We start from the raw sequence: 23,863 nt of genomic DNA on the forward strand, positions 1-23,863 counted from the left end.
AGTTTCTACTTCCTTGTTTCTGTCTTTTGCCTCAAATCTTGTAGTTTTGTACTTCATCTTAAAGAAAATTGCTGTCAGTGCATTTAGCCATTTGTAGTTTGCTAGTGCCGTAGAATTTTTGCTTTTAAAACTCTCCAGCTAAGGCTGCAACACACCGTTCGCAAATTAAAGGGTGTTCTGCTGATTCTCCCACATGAATAGAGTAGTTCCAACAGCGATCGCATTTTTGCCCGTCTGCATTCGTTACCCCAATTCCCCAATCTTCCGTCTGCGCTGTGTATTTCAATCCTTGCAACCCTTGAGCAGAATCTAATAATTCCACTTGGGAAGTCAGTAATAAATACCGCAGTTCGTCAATCCCGTTACCCTTAATCGGGTTAAAGGCTTTGATAGCATCACCTAATTGTTTGTCAGGTATGTGAATCAAAGCTTTCGCCTCCAGAGAAGAACCAATGAGTTTTTCTATCCTGGCTTGTTCCAACACCTTATTAACATCGGTGCGGAGTTGTCGCAGTGTTTCCCAAAATTGTGCTAACTCTGGATTACGCCATTTTTCCTCAACCTGCACCCAACCGGCTTCAAACACCGATTTGTAAGGTGTTTTGTAAGGGAGATATTGCCAGATATCTTCGGCAGTGTGAGATAACACTGGTGCGATCGCTCGTGCTAAATTATCTAAAGCTATTTTCAGCACCGTTTGACAACTGCGACGGCGGAAAGCATCTTTTGCACTGATGTACAATCTATCTTTGGCCACATCTAAATAAAAGTTGGATAAATCCACCACGCAGAAATTCTGCACTGTTTGGAAAAAGCGGAAGAATTGGAAACTCTCAAAGGCTTGAGTGACTTCCTCAAATACTTCGGTGATGCGGTGCAGCATATAACGGTCAAGTTCTGGCAATTCCTCGAAGGGGACTGCATCTTTTTCTGGGTCAAAATCATCCAAACTACCCAACAAAAACCGCGCGGTATTGCGAATTTTCCCCCTGACATCATTCATTTGCTTAATGATGTTTTTGCCAATGCGGACATCGCCGGAGTAGTCAACCGACGATACCCACAATCGCAATACATCTGCACCGTAAGGCGGTTCTACTTTTTGATTTTTCCCGCCTTCAATGATTGTATTTGGATCGATCGTATTTCCTTCTGACTTACTCATCTTTCGGCCTTGTTCGTCCAAAGTGAAGCCGTGAGTTAGTACAGTTTTGTAAGGCGCAATGTCATTTACCGCTACGCTGGTAAGCAAGCTGGATTGAAACCAACCGCGATGTTGGTCAGAACCTTCTAAATATATATCAGCAGGATAGTGTAACTCTGGACGCTGTTGGACGACAGCCGCCCAAGATGAGCCAGAATCAAACCATACATCCATTGTGTCTGTACCCCGGCGGTAAGACTTGCCATTTTGGCGATAGGATTCGGGTAATAACTCCTCAACTGAAAGTTCCCACCAAGCATCGGAACCTTTTTCTGCGATGATTCCTTGGACGTGGTTGATAATTTCCTCATTCAGCAGTGGTTCTCCCGTGGCTTCATCGTAGAAAACGGGAATGGGTACACCCCAAACGCGTTGACGAGAGATACACCAATCAGAACGTTCCGCTACCATTGGTGTGATGCGATTTTTACCTTGGGCTGGAATCCATTCTACCGTGGCGATCGCCTCTAGCGCTTCTTCTCGAAATCCTTCCACAGAAGCAAACCATTGTTCAGTGGCGCGGAAAATTGTCGGCTTCTTCGTCCGCCAATCATAAGGGTACTTGTGGGGATATGGTTCTTCTTTCAACAAAGAACCAGCCGCAGCCATTGCATCAATTACCGCTTGATTCCCATCACCCAACACATTCAACCCCGCAAATTCTCCCGCTTCTTCGGTAAAATTGCCATTGTCATCTACTGGTGCAAGGATGGGCAAACCGTAGCGTTGACCAACAATGTAGTCTTCTTGACCATGACCGGGAGCAGTATGTACCAACCCAGTACCCGATTCAGTAGTGATGTAATCACCGCCGACGATAATCGGACTTTCGCGGTCATATAGAGGATGACGATAAGTAGTATGTTCTAAATTATTCCCCTTGAAGGTGGCTTTTACAGTTAACTCAACTCCCAAGGTTGAAGATAAACGTTCCACTAAATCAGCAGCAACGATGAGGTATTTGAAATTACTCTGCGCTTCTTTCTCTGGGTGGGAAACTTCCACCACTGCATAATTTAAATCTGCATTCACCGCCACAGCCAAATTCCCCGGAATTGTCCAAGGTGTAGTCGTCCAGATAGCCACACCTAAATCTGACTGATATTGAGCCAACAGTGGTTTTACAGTTTCCGCCAAACTTATAACTGGAAAAGCTGCATAGATACTACGAGAAACGTGACCTTCAGGATATTCCAACTCAGCTTCAGCCAAAGCGGTATGAGAACTAGGACTCCAGTGAACCGGCTTTAAACCGCGATAGATATAGCCTTTTAAGAACATCTGACCAAACACGCCAATTTGAGCCGCTTCATAAGCCGGCTTGAGAGTTAGATAAGGGTGGTTCCAATCACCCCAAATACCGTAGCGTTGAAAATTTTGGCGCTGGTCGTTTACCGTAGTTAGAGCAAATTCTTTCGCTTTTTGCCGCAGTTGTAAAGATGTTAAGTTTTGCCGTTCTGCTGACTTCATATTCTGCAAAACTTTTAACTCAATCGGCAATCCGTGACAATCCCAACCAGGAACGTAGCGAACTTTACGCCCTCGTAACATTTGGTAGCGGTTAATAATATCTTTGAGAATTTTATTTAAGGCATGACCAATATGGAGTGAGCCATTAGCGTAGGGAGGCCCATCGTGCAGTATAAATAATTCGCCGGGGTTATTTTCAAAGAGGCGATCGTAAATCTTATTTTCTTCCCAAAATTTTTGGATTTCAGGCTCACGCTTGATGGCGTTTGCCCGCATATCAAAATTAGTCTTGGGTAGGTTTACAGTATCTTTGTAACTTCCTGATTCGGTCACAGTCTCATGCCTAGAATTAGGTGTGCAGGTTTTATTAATTATAGAAGATAGCCTGAAATCCAAAATTCACTATTTTATTTACCAAAAAGGCAGGAGTTAGGAAGCAGTATTTGAAATGGTATGTTGATTTACGCCATTCTCTACCAAGGTTGGTTTTCATGTTCCCTTGTCCGATCCTAATAAAAGTCAACCAGGCAACTAATCAGGAATTTTGGGGAGATTAAGAGTTAACCAACAGAAAGTAGTATACTTTTCTGGGTTCGCCCAAAGCTATCTAAAGATTTCGTCTAAAAACTAAGAATTTTGGGGTTGCTCTAATGCTAAATCCTGTAGTCACAGTCAGTATATTTCAAAAACAACCCGACCCTAAAGTATTTTCAGCAGGTCAAGTCATCTTTGAAGAAGGACAATCTGGTGATGAAATGTATGGAATTATCGAAGGAGAGGTAGATATATTAGTCAATGGCAAAATTGTAGAAACCATTGAAACAGGCGAAGTTTTTGGTGCAGGGGTACTTGTAGGAGTAAAAAGTAGAACTTACGCAGCTATTGCCAAGGTGGATACCAAGCTGGGTTTCCTTGATGAGCAAGGGTTTCTCTTTGCCGTTCAAGAAACACCTGTGTTTGCTCTACAGGTAATGAAAAGTTACTCAGAGCGTCTGAGTCGCTTACAACGTATGGTGTGAGGCAGAGGCAGGAGGATGCAGTAAGTAGCAAGGTCTTTTGCCAAGTAGCTTCTCTAACTTCTGCCTTTTTTATTGTCAAGATGCAAGATTTATCGGAGTTAGCAATGGCGCGTAAACGCTTGATTATCGAAATGGGGATGGGAATCGATCAACACGGACAAGAACCAACAGTAGCAGCATCTAGGGCAGTACGGAATGCGATCGCTCACAATGCCTTACCTGGTGTTTGGGAAGTCGCAGGTTTAAGTCACCCCAATCAAATGATTATAGAGGTTCAGGTGGCAGTGCCATACCCCGAACAAGTTAGAGAAGAAGAAGTACTCGCTGTATTACCATTTGGGCGAAAAACCCTCACCGTAGAATCTGGAGGGATGATCGTTCAAGGGCGGGCGATTCCCGAACTCAACGATAAAAATGACGAAATGTTGATTGCGATCGCTGCTGTTACAGTTCTAATCGAAGATGAGTAGCTGAGGCAATCCTTCTAGAAAGAGAAACTTATAGAAAAGTTATTAAATTATTTGATTGCCGAATTCATTTGTGCAAACGCGATTTTTAATCGTTAAGTATATTTGCTGGTTACTCGCTCAAAAAGCCTTATTTCTTTATAAAAAGACCTGTTTACTTGCTCAAAATACTTAAATGCTTTCTCAAAATGGCATTTGACTTACTCAAAATGCTTGAATGCTTTCTCATTTCGGTATTTTCAGCAAGCAAAATCACCTTTGACTTACTCAAAATGCTTAAATGCTTTCTCATTTCGGTATTTTCAGCAAGCAAAATCACCTTTGACTTACTCAAAATGCTTAAATGCTTTCTCATTTCGGTATTTTCAGCAAGCAAAATCACCTTTGACTTACTCAAAATGCTTGAATGCTTTCTCATTTGGGTGTTTTCCGCAAGCAAAATCACCTTTGACTTATTCAAACCCCTGTTTGTTTCATGACTTGGGGAGTCAAGTTGAGGCGGCGCTGGCTCGCTCACTTGAATACGAATAAAATATTGGAGCAGGATTTGCCGCTGATTGCAAGACAACAAGCAGAAATTGCTCTTATGGCTCATACACTCAAAACTGACTTTGAGCATTCCTACACTCGTCACTAAAATAGGTACTAGGAACAGTTCGTAGTAAGGACTTTAGTCCTTATTTTCTAAGCACTAAAGGATTACCAAGAAATAAATTATTCAATCTTGTGGGGTGGACATCTTGTCCGCCCTAACCATTGGGCGGGCGAGACGCCAGTGGTGTCAACTTCAGCCAGAAATAGCGTACTCGTTGGGTGTTGTGCGTCCGCCCACCGTTAAAACGGCGGTCTAATAACCCAAGTCCATTAAAATGGACTGTAATCTTCAGTCCTCTTTTAGAGGACTTTTGCTATGAGACAGAGATTTTAATCCCTGACTGGCGGACGTTCGGTTTCACGTTAAGTTGACACCAATGGCGAGACGCCCACTCCACAAGAAAAATTGAATGTTTTTTTCTTTGGAAGTCCCTAAAGTGCTTACTACAAACTTTTCATTACTATCTGAGATATTGTACTGATAGATGTGTGGTAAATTTGCTCACCCGAAACGATTTGCTTAAACCCTTTGTGTGGTTAAGTCGCGATCGAGTTAGTGGCTCTGCGCTAAAGTAAAAATATTGGGATAAAAATCTCTGGCAGTAAATTCAACTGAATCACTAATCTTTACTACTGCGGCGATCATGTCTCAAGAGCATAACGAATCACTCCAAATTCAGGAGATCACCAAACTCAAACCGAAACACTTTGCTGATTTAATCAGATCGGCACAATTGGTTTTTGACCCCACAGCCGGAGTTTCGGGAAAACATATAATAGTTGACTGGGAACAATTTGGAATTCCCCGTGATGTAGCGGACAATCTCAAATCACTTGGTCAGCATTATCAGTATGCATCTCCTCACATCCCGATTGAAGACATTTGGAGTAAATTAACTCCAGAAACTCGTATTTGGTTCGTTGAAAATAAAGATCGGTTGTGGCAGCTTGAAGAAGCTTTCCCAGCCCTTGACGAAGATTAAACGCCTGAATCATTGAAAGCAATACAAATTATTTCTAGGAGTAACAGCATTGCTTAATATGTCAATTTAGGCAATAAACCATAAGATGTAATTTAAGAACAACTTGATTGATGTTCTTAGAGATACATCATTGTCAAAAACAGGGTGTAGGGGGTAGGGGTAGGGAAGACGGCATTGGTAGAGACTTGTACTACACCCCACACCCTACAACCCACCCCAACGGGGCTTAGTCAGTACTTGTTTCTATTTTCTACTTTTATTAATTTTTTACTACACCCAACACCTTGTCCTGGCAAAGGCTTCATATTTTCTTAGTGCCATTGGTGTATAGTTCCAAAATTTTATATCGCTCATCAGCTTGGTAAACCGTATCGATCCATAAAGTATTGTAGATATCGTTAGTCTGCAATCCCTGGCTCTGGATTTTAAAAAAATGTTACGACTTTATCATTTATTACTAGGTTCTATTTTGCTGGTGTCAATACCGGTGGGAGCCAAATTTTTTTTACCGCAATTTTCTTCACCCAAAGTAGTAAAACCTCCTACCGTTGCCAAACTTCCCAACTCTAATCAAGGAAATATTTGGCAGAAAATTCTGGGAAGTGCTGCTGCTCCAACTAACTGGCAAGTTGCTCCCTGTGAAGGAAATGCACCTTTGTTGTGTGTCTCCTCCAAAGGAAAACGTTTGGGTACAGTTGAGATTAACATTTACCCACTAGCAAACAATGAGGATTTCCGAAAGAAACTCTTAGCAGCTGGTATCCCAACTGCTTCTCTAGTAGACTACCAAAGTCCCAAGTACCAAACCCAGTTATTACCAGTACTTAAGACTTGGGTTGTAGAGCATTATGCTGCGTTTGCCAAAGATCGACAGGGTAAGTATGGAAAACAGATTACTTTCTCAGCCTACCCACCGCAACCAGTAACCATTGGTAAGCTTCAGGGAATTCGCTATGGGTTCGTCGGACTTAAGCAGCAAGGTGAAGTACAAGAGCAACATATCGGTCATGTTGCCTTTGATGGCACTAAACTTTACGTAATTACTACTGCATTTGACACAGGTACGCAAACAGGTAAGTTTGATAAACTAGAAAACTTGGCTATTTTTCAACCTTACTTGTATGCGATCGCCGCAGATTTACATTTACCCCAATAGGAATTGGAGATTGGGAAATCTTCCCAGTCCCCACTTCCCATCAACCTAAATCTCAGCCACCGCGCGTTCAATCAAGCGATGTGCTAAAGTTTGCGTGCCAGTGTGCTCATAATAATTTGTTGCTACATCCAGGAATGCTGCAAGGTAGTCCAACTTGTCATCAGCAATATCGGTAAAACTTTGCAAGTTGTGGACAACCTTTTGCGGCGTTAAATTATTGGCGCTAACTAACCCACTCATCCAACCTTTAACTGAGTCAAAGCTTTCACCGATAAAGTTGAGTTTACTGCCGGCATTGTTCCCAGGAATCACATCTTTGATATTTTGGAAAGTCGAGTTTTGTTCTAACTCCTGTGGATTTGTTTGATTCAGCCCAGATATCGCTTTGCTGATAAAATCTGGGCCTAAAGGTATCAAACCATCAACGCAAACTAATGCCACCATGCGGATCAGCGACTCACCACTGTACTCTCCTAAAGAGGCGACAAAATCCCCAATACTGTCTCCGGGAATGCCGTTAATTTGACAGAAGGCTACTAACTCAGCCACTAATTTTAACGTCAAATCAATGGTTTGGGCTTTATCAGGTTTGGGAGTGACAGAGTTTAAAAAACCCAACAAAGGAATTTTTTCGCCGACTTTGTTAGCTAAAGCTGCTGCACCAAGGGCTTTATCTGTATTATCAACAGTTTGATATAACCACAAGGCTGTTTGGTATCCTTGAGATTTATCATTAAATAGATAAATCGCTCTTTCGCCAATTTGCTGAATTAAATCTTCGTCGTCTTCGCCAGTGACTTTCTTAATAGTGTTGACAAAGCCAACGGTATTTTGCCACTCTCCAGGAGCAACAAAATCGAGGGACTTCAACATAGAAACAGTCAAGCCGCCAGTTGGCAATTGATCGACTAACTCAACAATCGATTTGCTCACAAAAATCTCCTTTTTTAGGTTTTACGATCTGAATGTTAGTAGTGCAAATCATTTCAGTCTAGCTAGACCATTAAGATTAAACTTTTCTAGCCAATCTTCGCGATCGCTAGCTGTAAATGACGGATCGCGAGAAAGTGCTTTTACTTGGTACTTACCTACCAAAATTGCAGTTTGCGTTTTACCAACTTCTATTGCAGGATAACCGCCAATTTTTTTAGTGCTTTTCGAGAACTTTGCTGCTGCGCTCGGTGTGCTGGTGGTATCAGAAATAGACAGCAACGCTATATCTTTACCGCCTTTCTTCAACTTCGCTTCCGCAAAGCCTTTTTTCTCTTGGGTATAGACGCGTTGGTAGCCATCACCAGCTTTTGGGAAAAGTTTATTAAATTCGCTACCCTGAGTTGCGGTTTTAGCTACCGATTGACCGCTTTTTTGTTGAGTGCTTTCTTTTTGTGCCTGGTCAAAACGTCCCGGTGTTTTTGGACTACAGGCTGTTGTCAGTAGTACTACCGACAGCAACAAAGCGGCTACTACCCTACGCCCACGGTGTAAAATCATTCTTGGCTTCTCCTTGATATTTGAGCTTTAAGGCAATTATTTGCGCTGCTAGCAATTATTACCCGTTCTGAACCGTTATTGACTGTAAAATTTACTTTTTGATAATTATTTCCTAAGTTCTCACCGATAAAAGTCATTTTTGCACTTCAAAAAAGTTTTCATGTATTTGAACCATATCTGTTGTAGGGGCGCAACGCCTTGCGCCCTTATCGCGTTGTCTATTTAACGTGAGTTCGATGAACCTCTCCCCAACCCCTCTCCGACGCGGAGAGGGGCAGAAATATTCTTAGTTTCCAACGAAAAAATTAGGGTTTCAAAGCCTCTCTCCCTGTGGGGGAGAGGTTTGGAGAGGGGTTTTTAGAGCCGTCGAACTCACGTCTATTTACCTGAAAATAGCTGTAACGCAGCAATTAAACCAATGCAAAAACGCCCCCCCTTTCGGGAGAGCGTCTTTTATTTATAGAGAATCGTGAAGAGCGTATCTCAGATTATAATTAACCGTTGATCGCAGGAGCAGTCAGAGCAACAGGAGCAACTTCACCAGCAGCCAAATCCAGAGGGAAGTTGTGAGCATTACGCTCGTGCATAACTTCCATACCCAGGTTAGCGCGGTTGATCACATCAGCCCAAGTTGAAATCACACGACCTTCAGAATCAATTACTGATTGGTTGAAGTTGAAACCGTTCAAGTTGAACGCCATTGTGCTTACACCCAAGGCGGTGAACCAGATACCGATTACAGGCCATGCTGCTAAGAAGAAGTGCAGGGAACGGCTGTTGTTGAAAGAAGCGTATTGGAAGATTAACCGACCGAAGTAGCCGTGAGCCGCAACGATGTTGTAGGTTTCTTCTTCTTGACCGAACTTGTAACCGTAGTTTTGAGATTCGGTTTCGGTGGTTTCACGAACCAAGGAAGAAGTTACAAGAGAACCGTGCATTGCGCTGAACAAGCTTCCGCCGAATACACCAGCTACACCTAATTGGTGGAAGGGGTGCATCAAGATGTTGTGTTCTGCTTGGAACACGATCATGAAGTTGAAGGTTCCACTTATACCCAAGGGCATACCATCGCTAAATGATCCTTGTCCGATCGGGTATACCAAGAATACTGCACTTGCTGCTGCAACAGGTGCTGAGTAAGCGATCGCAATCCAAGGACGCATTCCTAAGCGGTAGGATAGTTCCCATTCACGACCCATGTAGCAGAATACGCCAATCAGGAAGTGGAAGATTACTAGTTGGTAAGGGCCGCCGTTATACAACCACTCATCTAAGGAAGCTGCTTCCCAAATGGGGTAGAAGTGCAAGCCGATGGCGTTGGAGGAAGGTACTACTGCACCGGAGATGATGTTGTTTCCGTAAATCAAGGAACCTGCTACTGGTTCGCGGATTCCATCGATGTCTACTGGAGGTGCGGCGATGAAGGCGATTATGAAGCACGCGGTGGCGGCTAGCAAGGTGGGGATCATGACTACGCCGAACCAACCGATGTAGATCCGATTGTTGGTGCTGGTGATCCATTCGCAGAATCGATCCCATACATTGGCGCTTGAGCGCTGTTGTAAGGTTGTTGTCATTGTTTTATAAGTGCGGTTAGTTATTTATGAATCAGGCAACTTTGTCTTTGCCTGTGAAACTACTTTACACTGCTTTACAAAATTTAATCAAGTTTTATTACTTCAGGAAACCTGATAACTCATATCAGGTTTGCTTATTTAAGCTCGTTTCTAGTGTTTGTGGGTGTTCCAAATACAGCGAACGCAGAATTTAGATATATTTACTCTGGTGTTAACGCCCAAAAGATAAAATAGAAAGGAACATTGTTGTTATCGACTCTGAAATCCAGAGTTGATATGGATTATTACCAAAATTAGGAGGGAAGGTGTGACATGACAATTACTCTAAATCACACCATAGTGCCTGCACATGACAAAGAAGCATCCGCGAGGTTCTTTGCAAAAATTTTTGGTTTAGAGGTTGAGCTTCCCGTTGGTCACTTTGCTGCTGTGCATATAAATGATGCGCTGACACTCGACTTCGCCGACACTGAAGCGTTTGAGCCGCATCATTATGCGTTCCATGTCAGTGATGAAGAATTTGATGCAATTTTTGCACGCGTCAAAGAAGCAGGTATTGAATACAGTAGCGACCCCATGCATCACAATAAAGGACAAATTAACCACAGAAAGGAAGGTCGTGGCTTTTATTTCTATGACTCCGATGGTCACAACTTAGAATTGTTAACCCGTGCATAGATTTTTGACATCAGGTCAATGCATTACTTTTTGACTAAAAAATATGCTGTGGCATAGTCCGGTAATTGGCTGATATTCTGCCCAAATTCTGTTTTATTCTTAAAAATACCTGCCAAAAAATCCAGCTGATAAAGATTGGGTAAAAATGCTCCACCTGTATCAGCGATGACTCCCATTTGCAGATGTTTGCGACCACCTTGAGTATGCTCAATCACAATTACCTTACCTAAACCGACATTCAAAACATCTCCAGCAAAAGTAACTCCCGGTTTGATAGAAATTTTGGCATCTATTTTGTATCCATAACCTTTAATAGCATCAACTTCTCTAAAATACCAATAACGCTTTTGTGCTGTTGCCTTTAATCCACGGATATAAGCCATTCCATTGTTTCTATCTACATTAAAAAATGCCTTATAACCATCTGTAAAATTAATCAGGATTGTTCCTTCCATAATTGCTTCTTCTAAGCCATTTCTGGTTAGATAAGCAAGAGTATTCACTTTTCCAAATTCTCTACCACCTGGTTCATAAATACCAGATAAAACATCTTGCTTTGTGTATCGAGTGTAGAACTTATCGTTATTAGAATTATCTTTTAAGCTATAAATTGGTATATTAAAAGTAGAGGTTTTCTTGCGGGAACCAGGGTGAGTAAATACAGCATATTTGGTGATTCGTAATTGTTTTTGCTGTTTAGCTTTGGGATTGTAGGCAGACCATTTAATAACTCGAAAATTGGTATTAATAAATTGAGAGTCTTGTAAACGAGTAGCCCGATTATTAGCAATATCCTCTTTCAAAATAGCAATCATAAAATCCAAAGTTTTAAGGACATCTGCTACAGTAACTCCTTGAGTAGTAAGGACTCCTGGACGCATAATATCTGGGTCTTCTGAAGCATAATCTTGAAAATATTTTCTAGTATTAACGAGAACGGTTAATAAATCTCCTTGATTGAATTTAACCTTACTATTTGGTAGTTTTCCTGGAGTAGCAATCTGACTACCATTAATATTAAATTTATATTTTTTGAACTCATCAACAACTGGATAGGGTGTAGATGCTGCTAATAAATTGTGCGGAGATGAAAAAGCGTTTTGCTTGTCTAGAATTCTATCAGATATATGTTGAGTTGCAAAAGTATTTTGAAACCTTGAGGTAATTGGATCGGTAACTTTATTTGAAGTAAAAGAAATATGTGGTTTAATTTGAACAAAATTTTCTTGTTGAGTAAAAACACGATTTTGTGGTACTAGGTCTTTAGTTTTTGACTGAGGATATAGATGGTTATTTGCTAAACTTAAAAATAAAGAACCAGCACAACCAATCATCAAACAAAATTTTGGACTCAACTGGATATTCATAAATTGGAAAATAAATTGCTACTAATTAATAATAATTATACTTATTTATTAATGCTAAATCTACTAAAACACGAGGCTTGCACTCATATAACTTTTATGTTTTTGTAGAGCTTTTATAACTAAAGAGTTTGAATCATCCTAGCTGCCATACGAGATTTTATGGCTTCTAAAATTTCTGGAGTTTGAGTTTTTTGCCAAGCCGGACGTGCTGTTAAACGATCGCACCAAGCACAAAGCTTAGGATACTCACTCAAAGAAACACCGCCCTTCATCAACCAGGGTACTATAGAGCCAGCTACAGATTCAGCAAGAGTTATACTATCACTGCCAAAGAAAGGGCGACTGTCGAGTAAATTCTCGAAAAAATTCAGTACTATTGAGATTTTCTGTTTCGACTGCTCAATTTTGTCTGGCTCTCCTCCAGGTAAGCCTAATATTACGGGGGACAATATGATTGTGGGTGGCATTAATTCATTTACCGTTGCTAATTGCACCATTCGCACAATTGCTAGATCCTTTGCATCGATAGGCAACATAGCAGGTGTGGGATATTTTGCCTCTAAGTAATCTAATATTGCCAAAGATTCCACTATCTCAAAACTATCATCCACTAAAACAGGAATATGGTGGAAAGGATTAAGAGTTAAAAACTCTGGCTTTAAATGTTCGCTATCTAAAATGTTGACTTCTACTAATTCAAAGTCTATTCCTTTTTCGATTAGAGTAATCCAAATACGGCGAGAATTTGGTGAAATTGGATGATGATAAAGCTTTAACATCGGAAACCTTGAGAATTTTTATTAAAGTTCAGATCAGCTCATTGGGAATAGCTGTGTTATCTCTCCACTACCTCACGGACTAACTGCGCCAATTTTTCGGCACTATCAGGAACTGCGATCGCATAAGCTTTTTCCCTCATCTTTGCTAACTCTTGCGGTGACTGCAATAAATTCAACACATTATTTTGCAATACTTCAGTCGTCAACTCAGATTGCTTTAACGTTAACGCTGCACCCGATGAAGTAAATACGTCTGCATTGTAGGATTGATGGTCTTCTGCGGCAAAGGGGTAAGGAATCAAAATCGCTGGCGTTCCACACACTGCTAATTCTGTTAAGCTACCTGCACCAGAACGACTAATCGCAAGAGTTGCTCGTTGCAACAATGCCGCCATATTGTTGTAAAAAGGTAAGGCTATATACTGTGGATGTTTGAGACTGTCTGCTTCGGGATCGCGATCGCCAGTTAAATGTACTACATAAACACCAGCATCAAACCAAGCTTTTGCAGATTCGCGCACCAAGTTATTGATTGCAACTGCACCCTGGCTACCGCCAAAAACAACAATTAAAGGCACACCATCAGGAATAGCTAAATCCAGTGGCGCATTAATTGCTCCATCAAGAAATTGCGATCTTACTGGAGTACCAACATAGACATTTTTGGCACGAGGCAAATACTTAGCAGCTACTTCAAATCCCAAGGCTACCGCACTACACCAAGGGCCAAAAAAGCGAGTTACTTTACCAGGTAAAGCGTTAGATTCGTGGAAAACCACGGGTAAACCAAGGGAACGCGCCGCAATTATGGCTGGCCCGGCAATGTAACCCCCTGTGGTAAACACTCCTTGAAAATTTCCTTGTTTGAGAATTCGTCTGACTTCTAGAATCGAAAGGGCAAGTTTACCCAAAATGCGAATCGAGGAAACTCCAAACCCTTGCTGAAACCCTTCAACTGCAATAGTATTCAAGGGATACTGTTTCGGGACAAGTTGAGTTTCTAGCCGATCGGGTACTCCCAGCCATTCTATTTGATAGTCTGGAAGTTTTTGCGCCAGGGCGATCGCTGGAAACAAATGTCCACCAGTCCCACTGGCAGCTATTAATAATCGTATCGGTGCGTTTGCCATCAAACCTCTACCGTTTAGCGTCTAGCTTAACTAAGATAAAACAATTTGCTTACTTTCTCTAATCAAATCAGTAAACTCTTACCCATGACTAACATTATTACCGCCTTAGTGAGACGACAACTCAAATTTCCAGCAAATATTTGGTTGGTTTCGCTCCTACTGACTATTGGTTTAACAACTGGTTGGCAACGTACTCAGGCAACGACACCACAGCAATTATCCCAAGCCACGACAGCCCAAAATGCACCAGCCACTCTGACAAACCTGTTGACACAAGTTGATACTGCTGCCAGCCGAGGCGATGTCAGAGGGGTGTTGCAATTCTACAGTCCCAATTTCACTCATGGCGATGGATTAAACCTCCAAACCCTAGAAAAGTCTTTGACTTCACTTTGGCAACGATATCCGAAATTGCAATACAGCACGAAACTGCTATCTTCAAAACCTGAAGCCAATGGGATTATTGCTGAAACAGAAACAAAGATAACTGGCTTACCCTCTGGTAACGGTAATAAGTTAGCTCTCAATGCCACGATTAAATCGCGTCAGCGCATTGAAGGCGGAAAAATAGTCCGCCAAGACATTTTGTCAGAACGCACCCTGCTTACTTCTGGTAGTAATCCGCCCCAAATTGATATTAAATTACCCCAGCAAGTGCAAGTCGGTCAGAAATATAATTTTGATGCGATCGTTCAACAGCCACTTGGTGATGATTTTTTACTAGGAACGGCCTTAGAAGAATCTATCCAACCAGATAAATTTCTTAATCCTACACCCGTCGATTTAGAATTACTGACATCTGGCGGATTGTTTAAAGTAGGACAAGCACCATCTACCCCAGGTAGCCAATGGGTTTCTGCCGTCATCCTACGAGGTAATGGGATGACGATGATAACTCAGCGCTTGCAAGTGGTGAAGAAGTAGAGACGCGATTAATCGCGTCTGTACAGGAGGTAGGAGGTAGGAGTTATAGACCGATTGATGATAAATTATGAACTATGAAACTTGTGCTAATTCATAATTCATAACTCTTAACTCCTAACTCCTAACTATCCTTGTTAACTCCTCACTCCTAACTATCCTAATGATTTCCCTACAAAATCAAATTATTTTGATTACTGGTGCAAGTAGTGGTATTGGTACTGCTTGTGCAAGAATCTTCGCTGGTGCAGGTGCAAAACTGATTTTAGCCGCACGACGGTTAGAACGTTTGCAGCAGCTAGCAGATACTCTGAGTAAAGATTTTAGTACTGAAATTCATTTACTACAACTAGATGTACGCGATCGCCATGCTGTTGAATCTGCCATTGCGACTCTACCCTCTGCCTGGTCTGACATCGATATTCTCATTAATAATGCTGGCTTGAGTCGTGGTTTAGACAAGTTGCACGAAGGTAGCTTTCAAGATTGGGAAGACATGATTGATACTAACGTTAAGGGTTTACTTTATGTCTCCCGCTATGTCGTTCCGGGAATGGTAAGTCGCGATCGCGGTCATGTGGTAAATTTAGGTTCCATCGCCGGACATCAAACCTATCCCGGTGGCAATGTCTACTGTGCTACCAAAGCTGCTGTCAGAGCCATTTCTGAAGGTTTAAAACAAGACCTGTTGGGTACGCGAGTCCGTGTAACTTCTGTCGATCCTGGTATGGTAGAAACGGAATTTAGCGAGGTACGCTTTCACGGAAATACTGAACGTGCTAACAAAGTCTACCAAGGAGTTACACCCCTAACAGCAGATGATGTGGCTGATGTGATATTTTTCTGTGTGACGCGATCGCCCCATGTCAATATTAATGAAGTTGTGCTAATGCCTGTTGACCAAGCTAGCGCTACCCTAGTTAATCGACGAACATAAAAGTCATCTCATCCCATTCTAAAAAAGCTTACCCCTGCCATTTACTCTACTCAAGAGACATTTGGTAGAAAAAATGTAGAGACGTAGTACTACGTCTCTACTAAGGTTCTGGATAACGCATATTTAATTTCACTAAATATTTAAAGTCTTACTGTTTATATTTCAGTTTACGTCTAGAGAGTTTGTTAAGGCTTTACCGACTCAGCTAGAGTGAAGAACTCTTAACCCAACCAACAAGCGTATTGGATTTTAATTAGAAATTAACCTATTTAGTAACTTTTCTTAACTGTGTTTTACGAAGTATTTAGTTATTGTATTTAAGGATACGCAATTATTTTTTACAAATAAGCGCTAATCTAATCAAACATGGCCAGAATATACTATACCTTCCTGGCAGGGGGACTTGTTATATAGTCCCTGCTGGGTTTATTTATTACAAGCTTTAAGTTTTTTCTAAATTTTCATGAGTTTGCGTTAGTGTAGCTCAACTCAAACATCGCCACACTATTTTCAAGGCAAGTATATTAGACCTCTCGCAAAAATATATTTTTGCACTCTTAGGGAAAAGGTTAAAGGGAAAGGATTTTGAGTTTTTTTACCCTTTACCCTTTACCCCTTCCCCCTTCCCCTTTTCCCCGACTTTTGCAAGAAGTATATTGGCTATTGGTCAGCCGTAACGATCGCGATCGCAAAGCCGTCATATCCTTTGCTACCCACAGTCTGGATTGCCGTGGCGTTGACGCGTGGCTCAGAAGCAAGCAGTTCGTTGAAGCCGCGCACCCCCTGAACGCTAGGATCGTTGCTACTGGAATCAATCACTGCTCCGTTACGCACAACATTATCAGCGATAATCAGGCTGCCGCGCCGGGAAAGCTTGAGCGCCCACGCGAAGTAATCGGGATTACTTGGCTTATCAGCGTCGATAAAGATTAAGTCAAATGGGCTGTGACCTTCAGCGGCAATCTGTGGCAGTGTAGAGAGCGCTTGTCCGAGGCGGAGGTCAACAACGTTAGACAGACCAGCGCGCTCGATATTGGCGCGGGCAATTTCGGCGTGCTTTGGGTCAGCTTCTAGTGTGATTAGGCGGCCATTGCTGGGTAACGCCCGCGCCAGCCAGATCGTACTGTAGCCGCCCAGTGTGCCAATCTCTAAGATGCTTCGCGCTCCTTGGATTTGCGCCAACAGTAGCAATAGTTTGCCTTGGGTTGGCGAAACGTTATGCGGCGGTAGTCCGGCAGCGGCACTAGTTTGGAGGGCTTTATCCAGCGCTGGGTCTGACGGTACAAGCAAATCGGTAAAGTAACGATCGACCGCAGTCCATTGCTCTTGAGTCATAGATTCTCAGTTTTTACGATTCAGTGTCACTTGCTTCATTAGAAAGGATTGTAATGATTTCATCCAAAGAGCGATCGCGATTAGACTCTTCTGGTGTTTCCTTACCCAAGGAGGTTTCTTTCACCAAACGGTAAACGTCAGCTGCTCCGAAAAAAATGCGCTCAGTTAAACCTAACTCTTTAAAGGTTTCTGCAATCTCTTCCATCTCTCCTATCCAACGATGCGCTTTCGGTGTCATCGTTGGAATGGAACGCGTCAAAATACTAGCAAGTTCTTGTTGACTATTAGATACTTCATCCCATAGTTCCTTATCTAAACCTAAACGATGGGCTGCAATTAGTAATTCTGTGCCAATTGCTGTAAGTCCCTTTGTCAATGCTGCGTAGGACATTTTCAACCCGGAAGCCTGACCAATTTCATCACCAATTACCCGTACATCCAAGCCGCGATCCCGCAGTTGTTGCAGTTGATTTGCCTGTTTTCCAGAAGTGTAAATGCGGGTGCGATTGGGAACTCGTGGTGGTGGGCCAATAATTGATGCATCTACAAATGTTCCCCCAACTGATTCAATGAGGTGGCCGATATTTATGACTTTTTGGGGTGCGATCGCATTACAATCAACGTAGAGAATGGGTTTACCAACACTGGCGATCGCCTCAGCTACTTGCTTCGCCGCTTGGGTAGCCGCTGCGGGGACTAGAACTGACAGCACCACATCAGATTCAATTACCAGTTGTGTGAGGGAACCTACATCTTGGATGTTGGCTGCGGCTGCTAATTGCCGAGTTCGTTCACTGCGATCGTCTAGGGCTGCAATAGTTTTCAATCCATGTTGATTAAGAACAGCTGCGATCGCCTGTCCCATATCACCCGGACTTAAAATACCAATAGTTTGGATAGGCATGGAAAGTTTTATATTTATTTTATGGCTGACAAGTTAATTCAGGTAATTGAGTAGTCATAAACTACGATTCATTGATGTATATGCCGTACTTTAATCAAACCACGGATAAGCTTAACAAGCAAGCTCTCTGCTGAGAGATAGGTAAGAGGTAGGAGCAAAACAGTCTTTATATATATAAGGATTTTGATAAATTGCCATTTCCTATTGCAATTTATCAAAATAAACTAGATTTATTTCAATTTATAATAGGGATTTTAAGGAATTGCAATACACTAATATAGTGTAAGAATCATACACTGAAAATCTGTGAGATATTCAAGCAAGAATGTTTACTTTACCAGTATCAATATCGTAACAAGCACCAACAATTTTTAGTTTACCTTCACGAAGCAATTTAGCTAAAATAGTTGAGCTTTCTTGCAATTTTTCAGTTTGATACAGAATGTTGGCTATAACTGCATCTTGCATATGATCGCCAGTTCTGAACTTTACCCTTTCTACAGATGGTTTGATACCCTCAATAATCAAACCAATTCTGCCCGGAAGTGGTTCGTTTTTGATTGCTTCTGCTACTGCACCGCATCTTTTATGACCCAAAACCATAATCAACTGCGAACCCAATACTGCTGTAGAATATTCCAGACTACCTATAACCGTGTCACTGACAACATTACCAGCAACTCGCACGACAAATAAATCTCCAAGTCCTCGATCGAAAACAATTTCCGCAGGTACTCTAGAATCTGCACAGCCCAATATGGCAGCAAAGGGATACTGAGCTTTTGCAACTAATCGTAGGTGTTCTAGTGATTGATCGGGATATTGGCGTTTTTGATGGATAAATCTTTGATTACCGTCAAGCAAGCGTTTGATGGCTTCATTTGGACTGATTGAATTAGGGTTAACTGGGTGAATATCAGCAACAGCAGTTTGCTCTATATTCCAAAAACTATCACCGAAAGTAGTAGCTGCAATACCTACAACACTGGCGAATTTCAAGAAATTACGTCGCCCGACAAATCCATTAATTCGACTCATCAATCTACCTGACAACAATAAAGCTGTTCTCAAGAAGATATCAGACTTAACTAAGATGTAAGAGTACTTGATTACACGGTTTAAGGGTCATTTAATATTCGCGTGATTTAGAGTGGTTAGAATCCAATCTGGGTTAGTGATGAAAGCAAATGAACAAGCGATACAAGAGAGTCATTAAAGCGGCTTTATCGCAATACGCTTGGGTTAAGCCAGAAAAATAAATTTGCGTAGGTTGGGTTGAGGAACGAAACTCAACATTTTCGCGCATTTTTTGGGTTTCACTTCGTTCAACCCAACCTACAATAGACTGTAAATATAGGGATATTATCTTTTAACTTATTAGTCAGCAGACTTCTTGGCATTTGTCGGGGTAAAGGGGCAGCAGAAAAAGGTAAAGAGATTCAAAATCCTTTCCCTTTAACCTTTTCCCTTTTCCCTCTCTTGCAAAAATATATTTTTGCAAGAGGTCTAGTATTCAGACGATACCTCTAGCTATTTAAGAGGATGTTTGAAAAGTATTGGAATTAAACTTTTCAAACATCCTCTTAAAGCGTAAGTGTAGCTGCTTTGGTGTTTGCTTCCTGATTCACTCAGGCACAAAGCTCTGTTCTAACGTTCATTTTCAAAAGTTTGTGGTTGACTGAAATTGGTTCTCTGACTAATGATGTATTTTTTCTAGTCAAATTTAAAGTACTTTTATCTAAACTCAGGTTAGGCATCTCTTGCCAACAGTGACGGCAGAACCAGTAGGTTTCTTGTAAACGAATGTGACGAAGCATTTGGTTAGAACAGCAAGGGCAGTTTGTCATAGTATTGTTGTTTTATTAAAAAAGTTAAACAAAAATAAGTAGTTTGCTCTTGGCTTAACTACCAACAGCTTTAATTTATAAACAGAAAATAAAGAACTAATAAAGAAATGACAGGAGTTTAAAAACTTTAGAAAATATTAACAATTACTTGATTAGCGTAGGATCGCAAGAAGCGCAGCATCACTCTCTAAGACAGTCTATTTATACAAGAACGATTACGCCCGTTTGCTTTGGCTTGATAAAGGGCTCGATCTGCTGCCTCAATCAAATCCAAAGGAGCCATATTGGGTGTCGGAATCACTGTAGCAATTCCGATACTCAAGGTGACATGGTGCTTCACAGGCGATGCCGCGTGGGGAATATTTAGCTGTTGGATAGCTTTATGAATTTCTTGGGCAACGTGAAAAGCCCCATTACTAGGAGTATTAGGCAAGATGACAACAAATTCTTCTCCACCATAACGAGCAGCTAAATCTCTAGAACGTTTAACACTTTGTTTGAAAGCTTGAGCAATAAAGCGCAAACAATCATCCCCGGTCGCATGACCATAAGTATCGTTATATTGTTTAAAATAATCAATGTCGCATAAAAGTAGTGAGACAAAACCTTGTTCTCGTAAAAGATACTGCCAGACAGAATTAAGCTTAATATCAAAACATCGGCGATTGGCGATTTGAGTTAATTCATCCACCATTACCATATTTTCAAGCTGCTGGTTGGCACGCTGCAATTGTTGATAAAGTTCTGATTGCTGAATAGCGATCGCTACCTGTGTTGCCAATTGCTGAAGCAGTTCGCTTGCCCAAGGTTGCCACTGACGCGGGGCGCTGCAATGATGAGCAACCAAAAGACCCCAAAGGCGATCGCCTTGTAAAATTGGTACAACTAGCTTGGCTCTGACTTGCAACTGTTCCAATAACTCTACATGACAAGGGGTAAATCCGGCGGTGTAGATGTCTGGAGTAACTCTGAGCGTACTTTCTTGATAAGACTGTCCCTGTATTTTGACAAAATAGCTATCTGTAATTTCCATATTCAAAATCGATTGCCAACCTGCTGCTATAGACTCCGTGACAATCACACCACTCCAATCACGGTTAAAGCGATAGATGATGACGCGATCGGTTTGCAGAAAATGTCTAACTTCAGCAACAGTTGTATTTAAAATTTCATCCAAGTCTAAAGACCTACGGATATGTTGAGCGATCGCATAAACCATGCGTTCCCGTTCTGTTTGCTGTTGCAGGGCAATTTGTGCCTGTTTGCGATCTGTGATATCTGTAAATGATGTCACCACCGCCGATGGTTTTGATTCATCGGATTCAAACAGTGGTTGAGAATTGATTGAAATCCAAGTCAAACTGCCATCAGGTTTATGAACTCCCATAATCACATTAAATTGAGGCTTTCCAGTGCGTAAGGTGACAATGGCGGGGTGAGTTTCGCCTGGAAAAGAAGTACCATCTTCATGAATCGCTCGCCACTGCAAAGCGATGGAAGTTCGCCCCATCATTTGATCGGCTGTTAACCCTAAAATTCTTTCGGCACTGTCATTACAGGTGGTGATGCGTCCATCGGATTGCTGTAGGACAATACCTTCTGCCATCGCTGTAATTACGGAACGATAGCGTTGTTCGCTTTCTCGCAGCGCTTCTTCCATACGCTTGCGTTCAGTAATATCAGTATGAGTTCCTAGCATCCGTAGAGGAAAACCATTCTTGGCGCGACTCGAAACTTGACCTCGATCTAAAATCCACTTGTAGGTTCCATCCTTGCACTTAATCCGATATTCACTGACATATTGTTGGGTTTCACTGGATAAATGCTTGCTAACCTCCTCGTAAACCCTCGCTTTATCATCGGAGTGAACGCGTTGTTCCCATTCACTGAGGGTATTTCCAATTTCATGCTCTGCAAACCCTAACATTTCTTTCCATCGTCGGGAAAAAAAGACTTCGTTAGTTTCAGCATTCAAATCCCAAACTCCGTCGCCATTTCCTTCCAAAGCATACTGCCATCTTTCTTCACTGATTTTGAGTGCGGCTTCGATTTGTTTACGAGGGGTGATGTCTTCAAAAATGTACAACCGCCCAAAATATCGATCCTGAGTATCCCGAATTTGACTGGAAAAGCGGCGAATCGTTCGCCCATCGACAAATAAAATTTCATCCTCAATCGTGCAACGATTTTCTTCAGACTGCAACGGTTTATAGGATTCGACAAATGCCGATGCATCGACAATTGAAGATATACAATCAGAAATAATCTGATTATTTTTTAAAGCACCCAAACGCATTTTGTCTTCTAGATGTTCGATGCCCCAAATTTTACAGAAGTGGTGATTGAAATAGAGAATTTCATCGGTACGATTGTCAACAACAAAAAATCCTAGCAAAGAAGTTTCAGTCATAGAACGCAGCAAAGCTTCCCGCCAGCGCAATTCTGATTCTGTACGCTGGTGTTCTTGTAGTGCAGCTTGTTGCTTGGTAATATTGTTTTCGTTGACGAGGATGATGGAGTTACCTGTTACCGGATCGCGGGTGCATCGTATATCGATCCCATGCCATTGAATTCCCTCAGTAGTAAACACCTGAGCCTCTATGCTGAACGCCTCACCGAAATTAATCGCTTTCATAGCTTGTTGTCCAACACTCTTGTCAACAAAGTGACTCAGGAAAATATTCTCAGCTGACGAGTTAGGGTACAAGGTATCCCGATAACAGCGAAGGGCTGCCGGATTTTGCATCAAGGGTACACCATCCATCGTGTAAAGCGAGATCATGACTCTGGTGTGACGTAGGGCTTCAATCGATCTGAGTGTTTCTCGATCGATCTGATTGATAATTTCTGTCGATCCTTCAACCAGCATCGCCATTCGCCCTTCTTCAATTTGAATTCCAGAAAAGATGCAGCGCAGAGAAACAGGTTTTCCTTCTGGGTAAAATGTCCAGTTTTCAGTGATGGTTTTCCCTTGCTGAAATTCTTGCAAATAGCTTTGCATTCGAGTGTGAGTAGACTGGGAAACATCACTGAAGTTGCGACTGAGCAATTCTTCTCGACTTTGAGCATTCCAAATATGCAGAGCGGATTGATTCGCCCACCACATCTGCAAGTTTTGAATATCATAAATCCAAACTGGAGTTTGTAATCGATCAAATGCAATCAAGTCTGCAACTGATATATTCTTTGGCAATGCTGTTCTTGTGATAATGGAACCTCTAAAATTCCGATCCAGAGTTCTTTTGATTGATTTCAACCTTGGCTGAACTGTCAAATTTTTCAGGTTTTGATTCAGTTGCAGCGTTAGTTTTTGGCAGGATGTAGCCTTTTGCCGATGGCGTTCTGCTTCCCCAAGAGCGATTCCTAGTTCTGCGGCTATCAGTTGGAAATACTCAATTTCTAAAGAACTCCATTGACGCGAGCCACTGCACTGGTGAGCAATTACTAAGCCCCATAAATGAGGATATGTACTAGAAACTCCATCAAGTGCTTGATTGTTTACTAAAATTGGTACTACTAAATTAGCTCGAATTTGCAAGTCTGTTAATAGTTTTTTGTAACAAGGGTCAAAGTTTGTAGTATGAATGTCTTCAATGACACTAACGCTTCCATCTCGATATCGCTCTACCCATATCGCATTGAAGCAACGATCGTAAATTAGTTGCCCTAGAATCGGTTTCCATCCATTACTTACAGACTCTTCTACGATGACTCCATCTCCATCCGGCAAAAAACGATAGATAATGGCGCGATCGCTTTCTAATGTTGTTCTAACTTCGCTGACAATAATCTTGAGAATTTCACTCATTTCAAGTGACTGATGAATTTGATCGGCCAGCATCCTAATTCGATCGAGGATTTGCTTTAAATCAATTTCAGAACCCGATAGACGATTGAACAGCATAGGAATAATCTATGTATATGCACTTAGGTAGATGTAAAAATTATCTTTAGTATTTAATTCTATTCCAAATTACCTAAAACGTTAAGTTAAATTTAAGCTC

21 protein-coding genes are annotated in these 23,863 nt (G+C 41.7%); 8 read left to right on the forward strand and 13 right to left on the reverse strand.

Features of this window, described 5'->3' with window-relative positions:
- Nucleotides 1-124: 124 nt before the first annotated feature.
- Nucleotides 125-3,007 (reverse strand): isoleucine--tRNA ligase, encoded by a 2,883-nt coding sequence (ileS, locus tag ACR5KR_RS32955; protein WP_448269518.1) that lies wholly within the window; start codon nucleotides 3,005-3,007, stop codon nucleotides 125-127.
- 317 nt (nucleotides 3,008-3,324) lie between these two features.
- Between ileS and ACR5KR_RS32960 the strand changes: the two genes are divergently transcribed.
- Complete coding sequence (locus ACR5KR_RS32960; RefSeq protein ID WP_445629380.1) at nucleotides 3,325-3,693, forward strand: Crp/Fnr family transcriptional regulator; 369 nt, start codon at nucleotides 3,325-3,327, stop codon at nucleotides 3,691-3,693.
- A 104-nt stretch (nucleotides 3,694-3,797) separates the two neighbouring features.
- The gene (locus ACR5KR_RS32965; protein WP_099101269.1) at nucleotides 3,798-4,163 is read left to right on the forward strand and encodes a Lin0512 family protein; all 366 of its coding nucleotides are present in this window, start codon (nucleotides 3,798-3,800) and stop codon (nucleotides 4,161-4,163) included.
- A 151-nt stretch (nucleotides 4,164-4,314) separates the two neighbouring features.
- Here ACR5KR_RS32965 and ACR5KR_RS32970 read toward each other — a convergent pair whose 3' ends face one another.
- The gene (locus ACR5KR_RS32970) at nucleotides 4,315-4,578 is read right to left on the reverse strand and encodes a hypothetical protein (RefSeq protein ID WP_448269520.1); all 264 of its coding nucleotides are present in this window, start codon (nucleotides 4,576-4,578) and stop codon (nucleotides 4,315-4,317) included.
- Between the two features lie 57 nt (nucleotides 4,579-4,635).
- Here ACR5KR_RS32970 and ACR5KR_RS32975 point away from each other — a divergent pair, with 57 nt between their 5' ends.
- From ACR5KR_RS32975 to ACR5KR_RS32985, 3 genes are all read left to right on the forward strand, one after another.
- Entirely contained in the window at nucleotides 4,636-4,797 is a 162-nt protein-coding gene (locus ACR5KR_RS32975; protein WP_448269521.1) for a hypothetical protein, read from the forward strand.
- Between the two features lie 601 nt (nucleotides 4,798-5,398).
- Entirely contained in the window at nucleotides 5,399-5,737 is a 339-nt protein-coding gene (locus ACR5KR_RS32980) for a hypothetical protein (protein ID WP_445629382.1), read from the forward strand.
- A gap of 433 nt (nucleotides 5,738-6,170) precedes the next feature.
- Nucleotides 6,171-6,893, forward strand: a complete 723-nt coding sequence (locus ACR5KR_RS32985) for a hypothetical protein (RefSeq protein ID WP_445629383.1) — start codon at nucleotides 6,171-6,173, stop codon at nucleotides 6,891-6,893.
- Nucleotides 6,894-6,938: 45 nt separating this feature from the next.
- Here the strand turns inward: ACR5KR_RS32985 and ACR5KR_RS32990 are convergent, their stop codons facing one another.
- The 3 genes from ACR5KR_RS32990 to psbA all read right to left on the reverse strand — a co-directional run bounded on the left by ACR5KR_RS32990 (nucleotide 6,939) and on the right by psbA (nucleotide 9,961).
- Nucleotides 6,939-7,826, reverse strand: a complete 888-nt coding sequence (locus tag ACR5KR_RS32990) for a hypothetical protein (RefSeq protein WP_322685843.1) — start codon at nucleotides 7,824-7,826, stop codon at nucleotides 6,939-6,941.
- A gap of 48 nt (nucleotides 7,827-7,874) precedes the next feature.
- A complete protein-coding gene (locus tag ACR5KR_RS32995) occupies nucleotides 7,875-8,384 on the reverse strand; it encodes a hypothetical protein (RefSeq protein ID WP_445629384.1) in 510 nt (169 codons plus the stop codon).
- 494 nt (nucleotides 8,385-8,878) lie between these two features.
- Nucleotides 8,879-9,961, reverse strand: a complete 1,083-nt coding sequence (gene psbA / locus ACR5KR_RS33000; RefSeq protein ID WP_448269523.1) for a photosystem II q(b) protein — start codon at nucleotides 9,959-9,961, stop codon at nucleotides 8,879-8,881.
- Between the two features lie 312 nt (nucleotides 9,962-10,273).
- Between psbA and ACR5KR_RS33005 the strand changes: the two genes are divergently transcribed.
- The gene (locus tag ACR5KR_RS33005) at nucleotides 10,274-10,639 is read left to right on the forward strand and encodes a VOC family protein (RefSeq protein ID WP_448269525.1); all 366 of its coding nucleotides are present in this window, start codon (nucleotides 10,274-10,276) and stop codon (nucleotides 10,637-10,639) included.
- Between the two features lie 23 nt (nucleotides 10,640-10,662).
- Here ACR5KR_RS33005 and ACR5KR_RS33010 read toward each other — a convergent pair whose 3' ends face one another.
- From ACR5KR_RS33010 to murG, 3 genes are all read right to left on the reverse strand, one after another.
- Complete coding sequence (locus ACR5KR_RS33010) at nucleotides 10,663-12,006, reverse strand: hypothetical protein (RefSeq protein ID WP_448269526.1); 1,344 nt, start codon at nucleotides 12,004-12,006, stop codon at nucleotides 10,663-10,665.
- Between the two features lie 119 nt (nucleotides 12,007-12,125).
- Nucleotides 12,126-12,785 (reverse strand): glutathione S-transferase family protein, encoded by a 660-nt coding sequence (locus ACR5KR_RS33015; protein WP_448269527.1) that lies wholly within the window; start codon nucleotides 12,783-12,785, stop codon nucleotides 12,126-12,128.
- A gap of 56 nt (nucleotides 12,786-12,841) precedes the next feature.
- The gene (murG, locus tag ACR5KR_RS33020) at nucleotides 12,842-13,915 is read right to left on the reverse strand and encodes an undecaprenyldiphospho-muramoylpentapeptide beta-N-acetylglucosaminyltransferase (RefSeq protein WP_448269528.1); all 1,074 of its coding nucleotides are present in this window, start codon (nucleotides 13,913-13,915) and stop codon (nucleotides 12,842-12,844) included.
- A gap of 84 nt (nucleotides 13,916-13,999) precedes the next feature.
- Here murG and ACR5KR_RS33025 point away from each other — a divergent pair, with 84 nt between their 5' ends.
- Entirely contained in the window at nucleotides 14,000-14,839 is an 840-nt protein-coding gene (locus ACR5KR_RS33025; RefSeq protein ID WP_448269529.1) for a nuclear transport factor 2 family protein, read from the forward strand.
- 160 nt (nucleotides 14,840-14,999) lie between these two features.
- Nucleotides 15,000-15,773 carry an SDR family oxidoreductase gene (locus ACR5KR_RS33030; RefSeq protein WP_448269530.1) on the forward strand — a complete coding sequence of 258 codons (774 nt, stop codon included), beginning with the start codon at nucleotides 15,000-15,002 and terminating at the stop codon, nucleotides 15,771-15,773.
- A 660-nt stretch (nucleotides 15,774-16,433) separates the two neighbouring features.
- Here ACR5KR_RS33030 and ACR5KR_RS33035 read toward each other — a convergent pair.
- From ACR5KR_RS33035 to ACR5KR_RS33055, 5 genes are all read right to left on the reverse strand, one after another.
- Nucleotides 16,434-17,108 (reverse strand): O-methyltransferase, encoded by a 675-nt coding sequence (locus ACR5KR_RS33035; RefSeq protein WP_448269532.1) that lies wholly within the window; start codon nucleotides 17,106-17,108, stop codon nucleotides 16,434-16,436.
- Between the two features lie 13 nt (nucleotides 17,109-17,121).
- Nucleotides 17,122-18,012 (reverse strand): DUF1932 domain-containing protein, encoded by an 891-nt coding sequence (locus ACR5KR_RS33040; protein WP_448269534.1) that lies wholly within the window; start codon nucleotides 18,010-18,012, stop codon nucleotides 17,122-17,124.
- Nucleotides 18,013-18,327: 315 nt separating this feature from the next.
- Nucleotides 18,328-19,050 carry a carbonic anhydrase gene (locus ACR5KR_RS33045; protein WP_448269536.1) on the reverse strand — a complete coding sequence of 241 codons (723 nt, stop codon included), beginning with the start codon at nucleotides 19,048-19,050 and terminating at the stop codon, nucleotides 18,328-18,330.
- 590 nt (nucleotides 19,051-19,640) lie between these two features.
- Nucleotides 19,641-19,859 (reverse strand): hypothetical protein, encoded by a 219-nt coding sequence (locus ACR5KR_RS33050; protein WP_334897684.1) that lies wholly within the window; start codon nucleotides 19,857-19,859, stop codon nucleotides 19,641-19,643.
- A 187-nt stretch (nucleotides 19,860-20,046) separates the two neighbouring features.
- A complete protein-coding gene (locus ACR5KR_RS33055) occupies nucleotides 20,047-23,763 on the reverse strand; it encodes a diguanylate cyclase domain-containing protein (RefSeq protein ID WP_448269538.1) in 3,717 nt (1,238 codons plus the stop codon).
- Between the last annotated feature and the right edge of the window lie 100 nt (nucleotides 23,764-23,863).

It is taken from the genome of Nostoc sp. DSM 114159, from assembly GCF_053470285.1.

Excerpts from the sequence above, each read along its gene's own strand:
- ACR5KR_RS33030 (WP_448269530.1), top strand. The coding sequence starts at position 15,000 with ATGATTTCCCTACAAAATCAAATTATTTTGATTACTGGTGCAAGTAGT.
- ACR5KR_RS33040 (WP_448269534.1), bottom strand. The coding sequence starts at position 18,012 with ATGCCTATCCAAACTATTGGTATTTTAAGTCCGGGTGATATGGGACAG.
- psbA (WP_448269523.1), bottom strand. The coding sequence starts at position 9,961 with ATGACAACAACCTTACAACAGCGCTCAAGCGCCAATGTATGGGATCGA.
- ACR5KR_RS33045 (WP_448269536.1), bottom strand. The coding sequence starts at position 19,050 with ATGAGTCGAATTAATGGATTTGTCGGGCGACGTAATTTCTTGAAATTC.
- ACR5KR_RS32980 (WP_445629382.1), top strand. The coding sequence starts at position 5,399 with ATGTCTCAAGAGCATAACGAATCACTCCAAATTCAGGAGATCACCAAA.
- ACR5KR_RS33050 (WP_334897684.1), bottom strand. The coding sequence starts at position 19,859 with ATGACAAACTGCCCTTGCTGTTCTAACCAAATGCTTCGTCACATTCGT.
- ACR5KR_RS33015 (WP_448269527.1), bottom strand. The coding sequence starts at position 12,785 with ATGTTAAAGCTTTATCATCATCCAATTTCACCAAATTCTCGCCGTATT.
- ACR5KR_RS32965 (WP_099101269.1), top strand. The coding sequence starts at position 3,798 with ATGGCGCGTAAACGCTTGATTATCGAAATGGGGATGGGAATCGATCAA.
- murG (WP_448269528.1), bottom strand. The coding sequence starts at position 13,915 with ATGGCAAACGCACCGATACGATTATTAATAGCTGCCAGTGGGACTGGT.
- ACR5KR_RS33025 (WP_448269529.1), top strand. The coding sequence starts at position 14,000 with ATGACTAACATTATTACCGCCTTAGTGAGACGACAACTCAAATTTCCA.
- ACR5KR_RS33035 (WP_448269532.1), bottom strand. The coding sequence starts at position 17,108 with ATGACTCAAGAGCAATGGACTGCGGTCGATCGTTACTTTACCGATTTG.
- ACR5KR_RS32985 (WP_445629383.1), top strand. The coding sequence starts at position 6,171 with ATGTTACGACTTTATCATTTATTACTAGGTTCTATTTTGCTGGTGTCA.
- ACR5KR_RS32975 (WP_448269521.1), top strand. The coding sequence starts at position 4,636 with ATGACTTGGGGAGTCAAGTTGAGGCGGCGCTGGCTCGCTCACTTGAAT.
- ACR5KR_RS32995 (WP_445629384.1), bottom strand. The coding sequence starts at position 8,384 with ATGATTTTACACCGTGGGCGTAGGGTAGTAGCCGCTTTGTTGCTGTCG.
- ACR5KR_RS33055 (WP_448269538.1), bottom strand. The coding sequence starts at position 23,763 with ATGCTGTTCAATCGTCTATCGGGTTCTGAAATTGATTTAAAGCAAATC.
- ACR5KR_RS33010 (WP_448269526.1), bottom strand. The coding sequence starts at position 12,006 with ATGAATATCCAGTTGAGTCCAAAATTTTGTTTGATGATTGGTTGTGCT.
- ACR5KR_RS32960 (WP_445629380.1), top strand. The coding sequence starts at position 3,325 with ATGCTAAATCCTGTAGTCACAGTCAGTATATTTCAAAAACAACCCGAC.
- ACR5KR_RS32970 (WP_448269520.1), bottom strand. The coding sequence starts at position 4,578 with ATGAGAAAGCATTCAAGCATTTTGAGTAAGTCAAAGGTGATTTTGCTT.
- ACR5KR_RS33005 (WP_448269525.1), top strand. The coding sequence starts at position 10,274 with ATGACAATTACTCTAAATCACACCATAGTGCCTGCACATGACAAAGAA.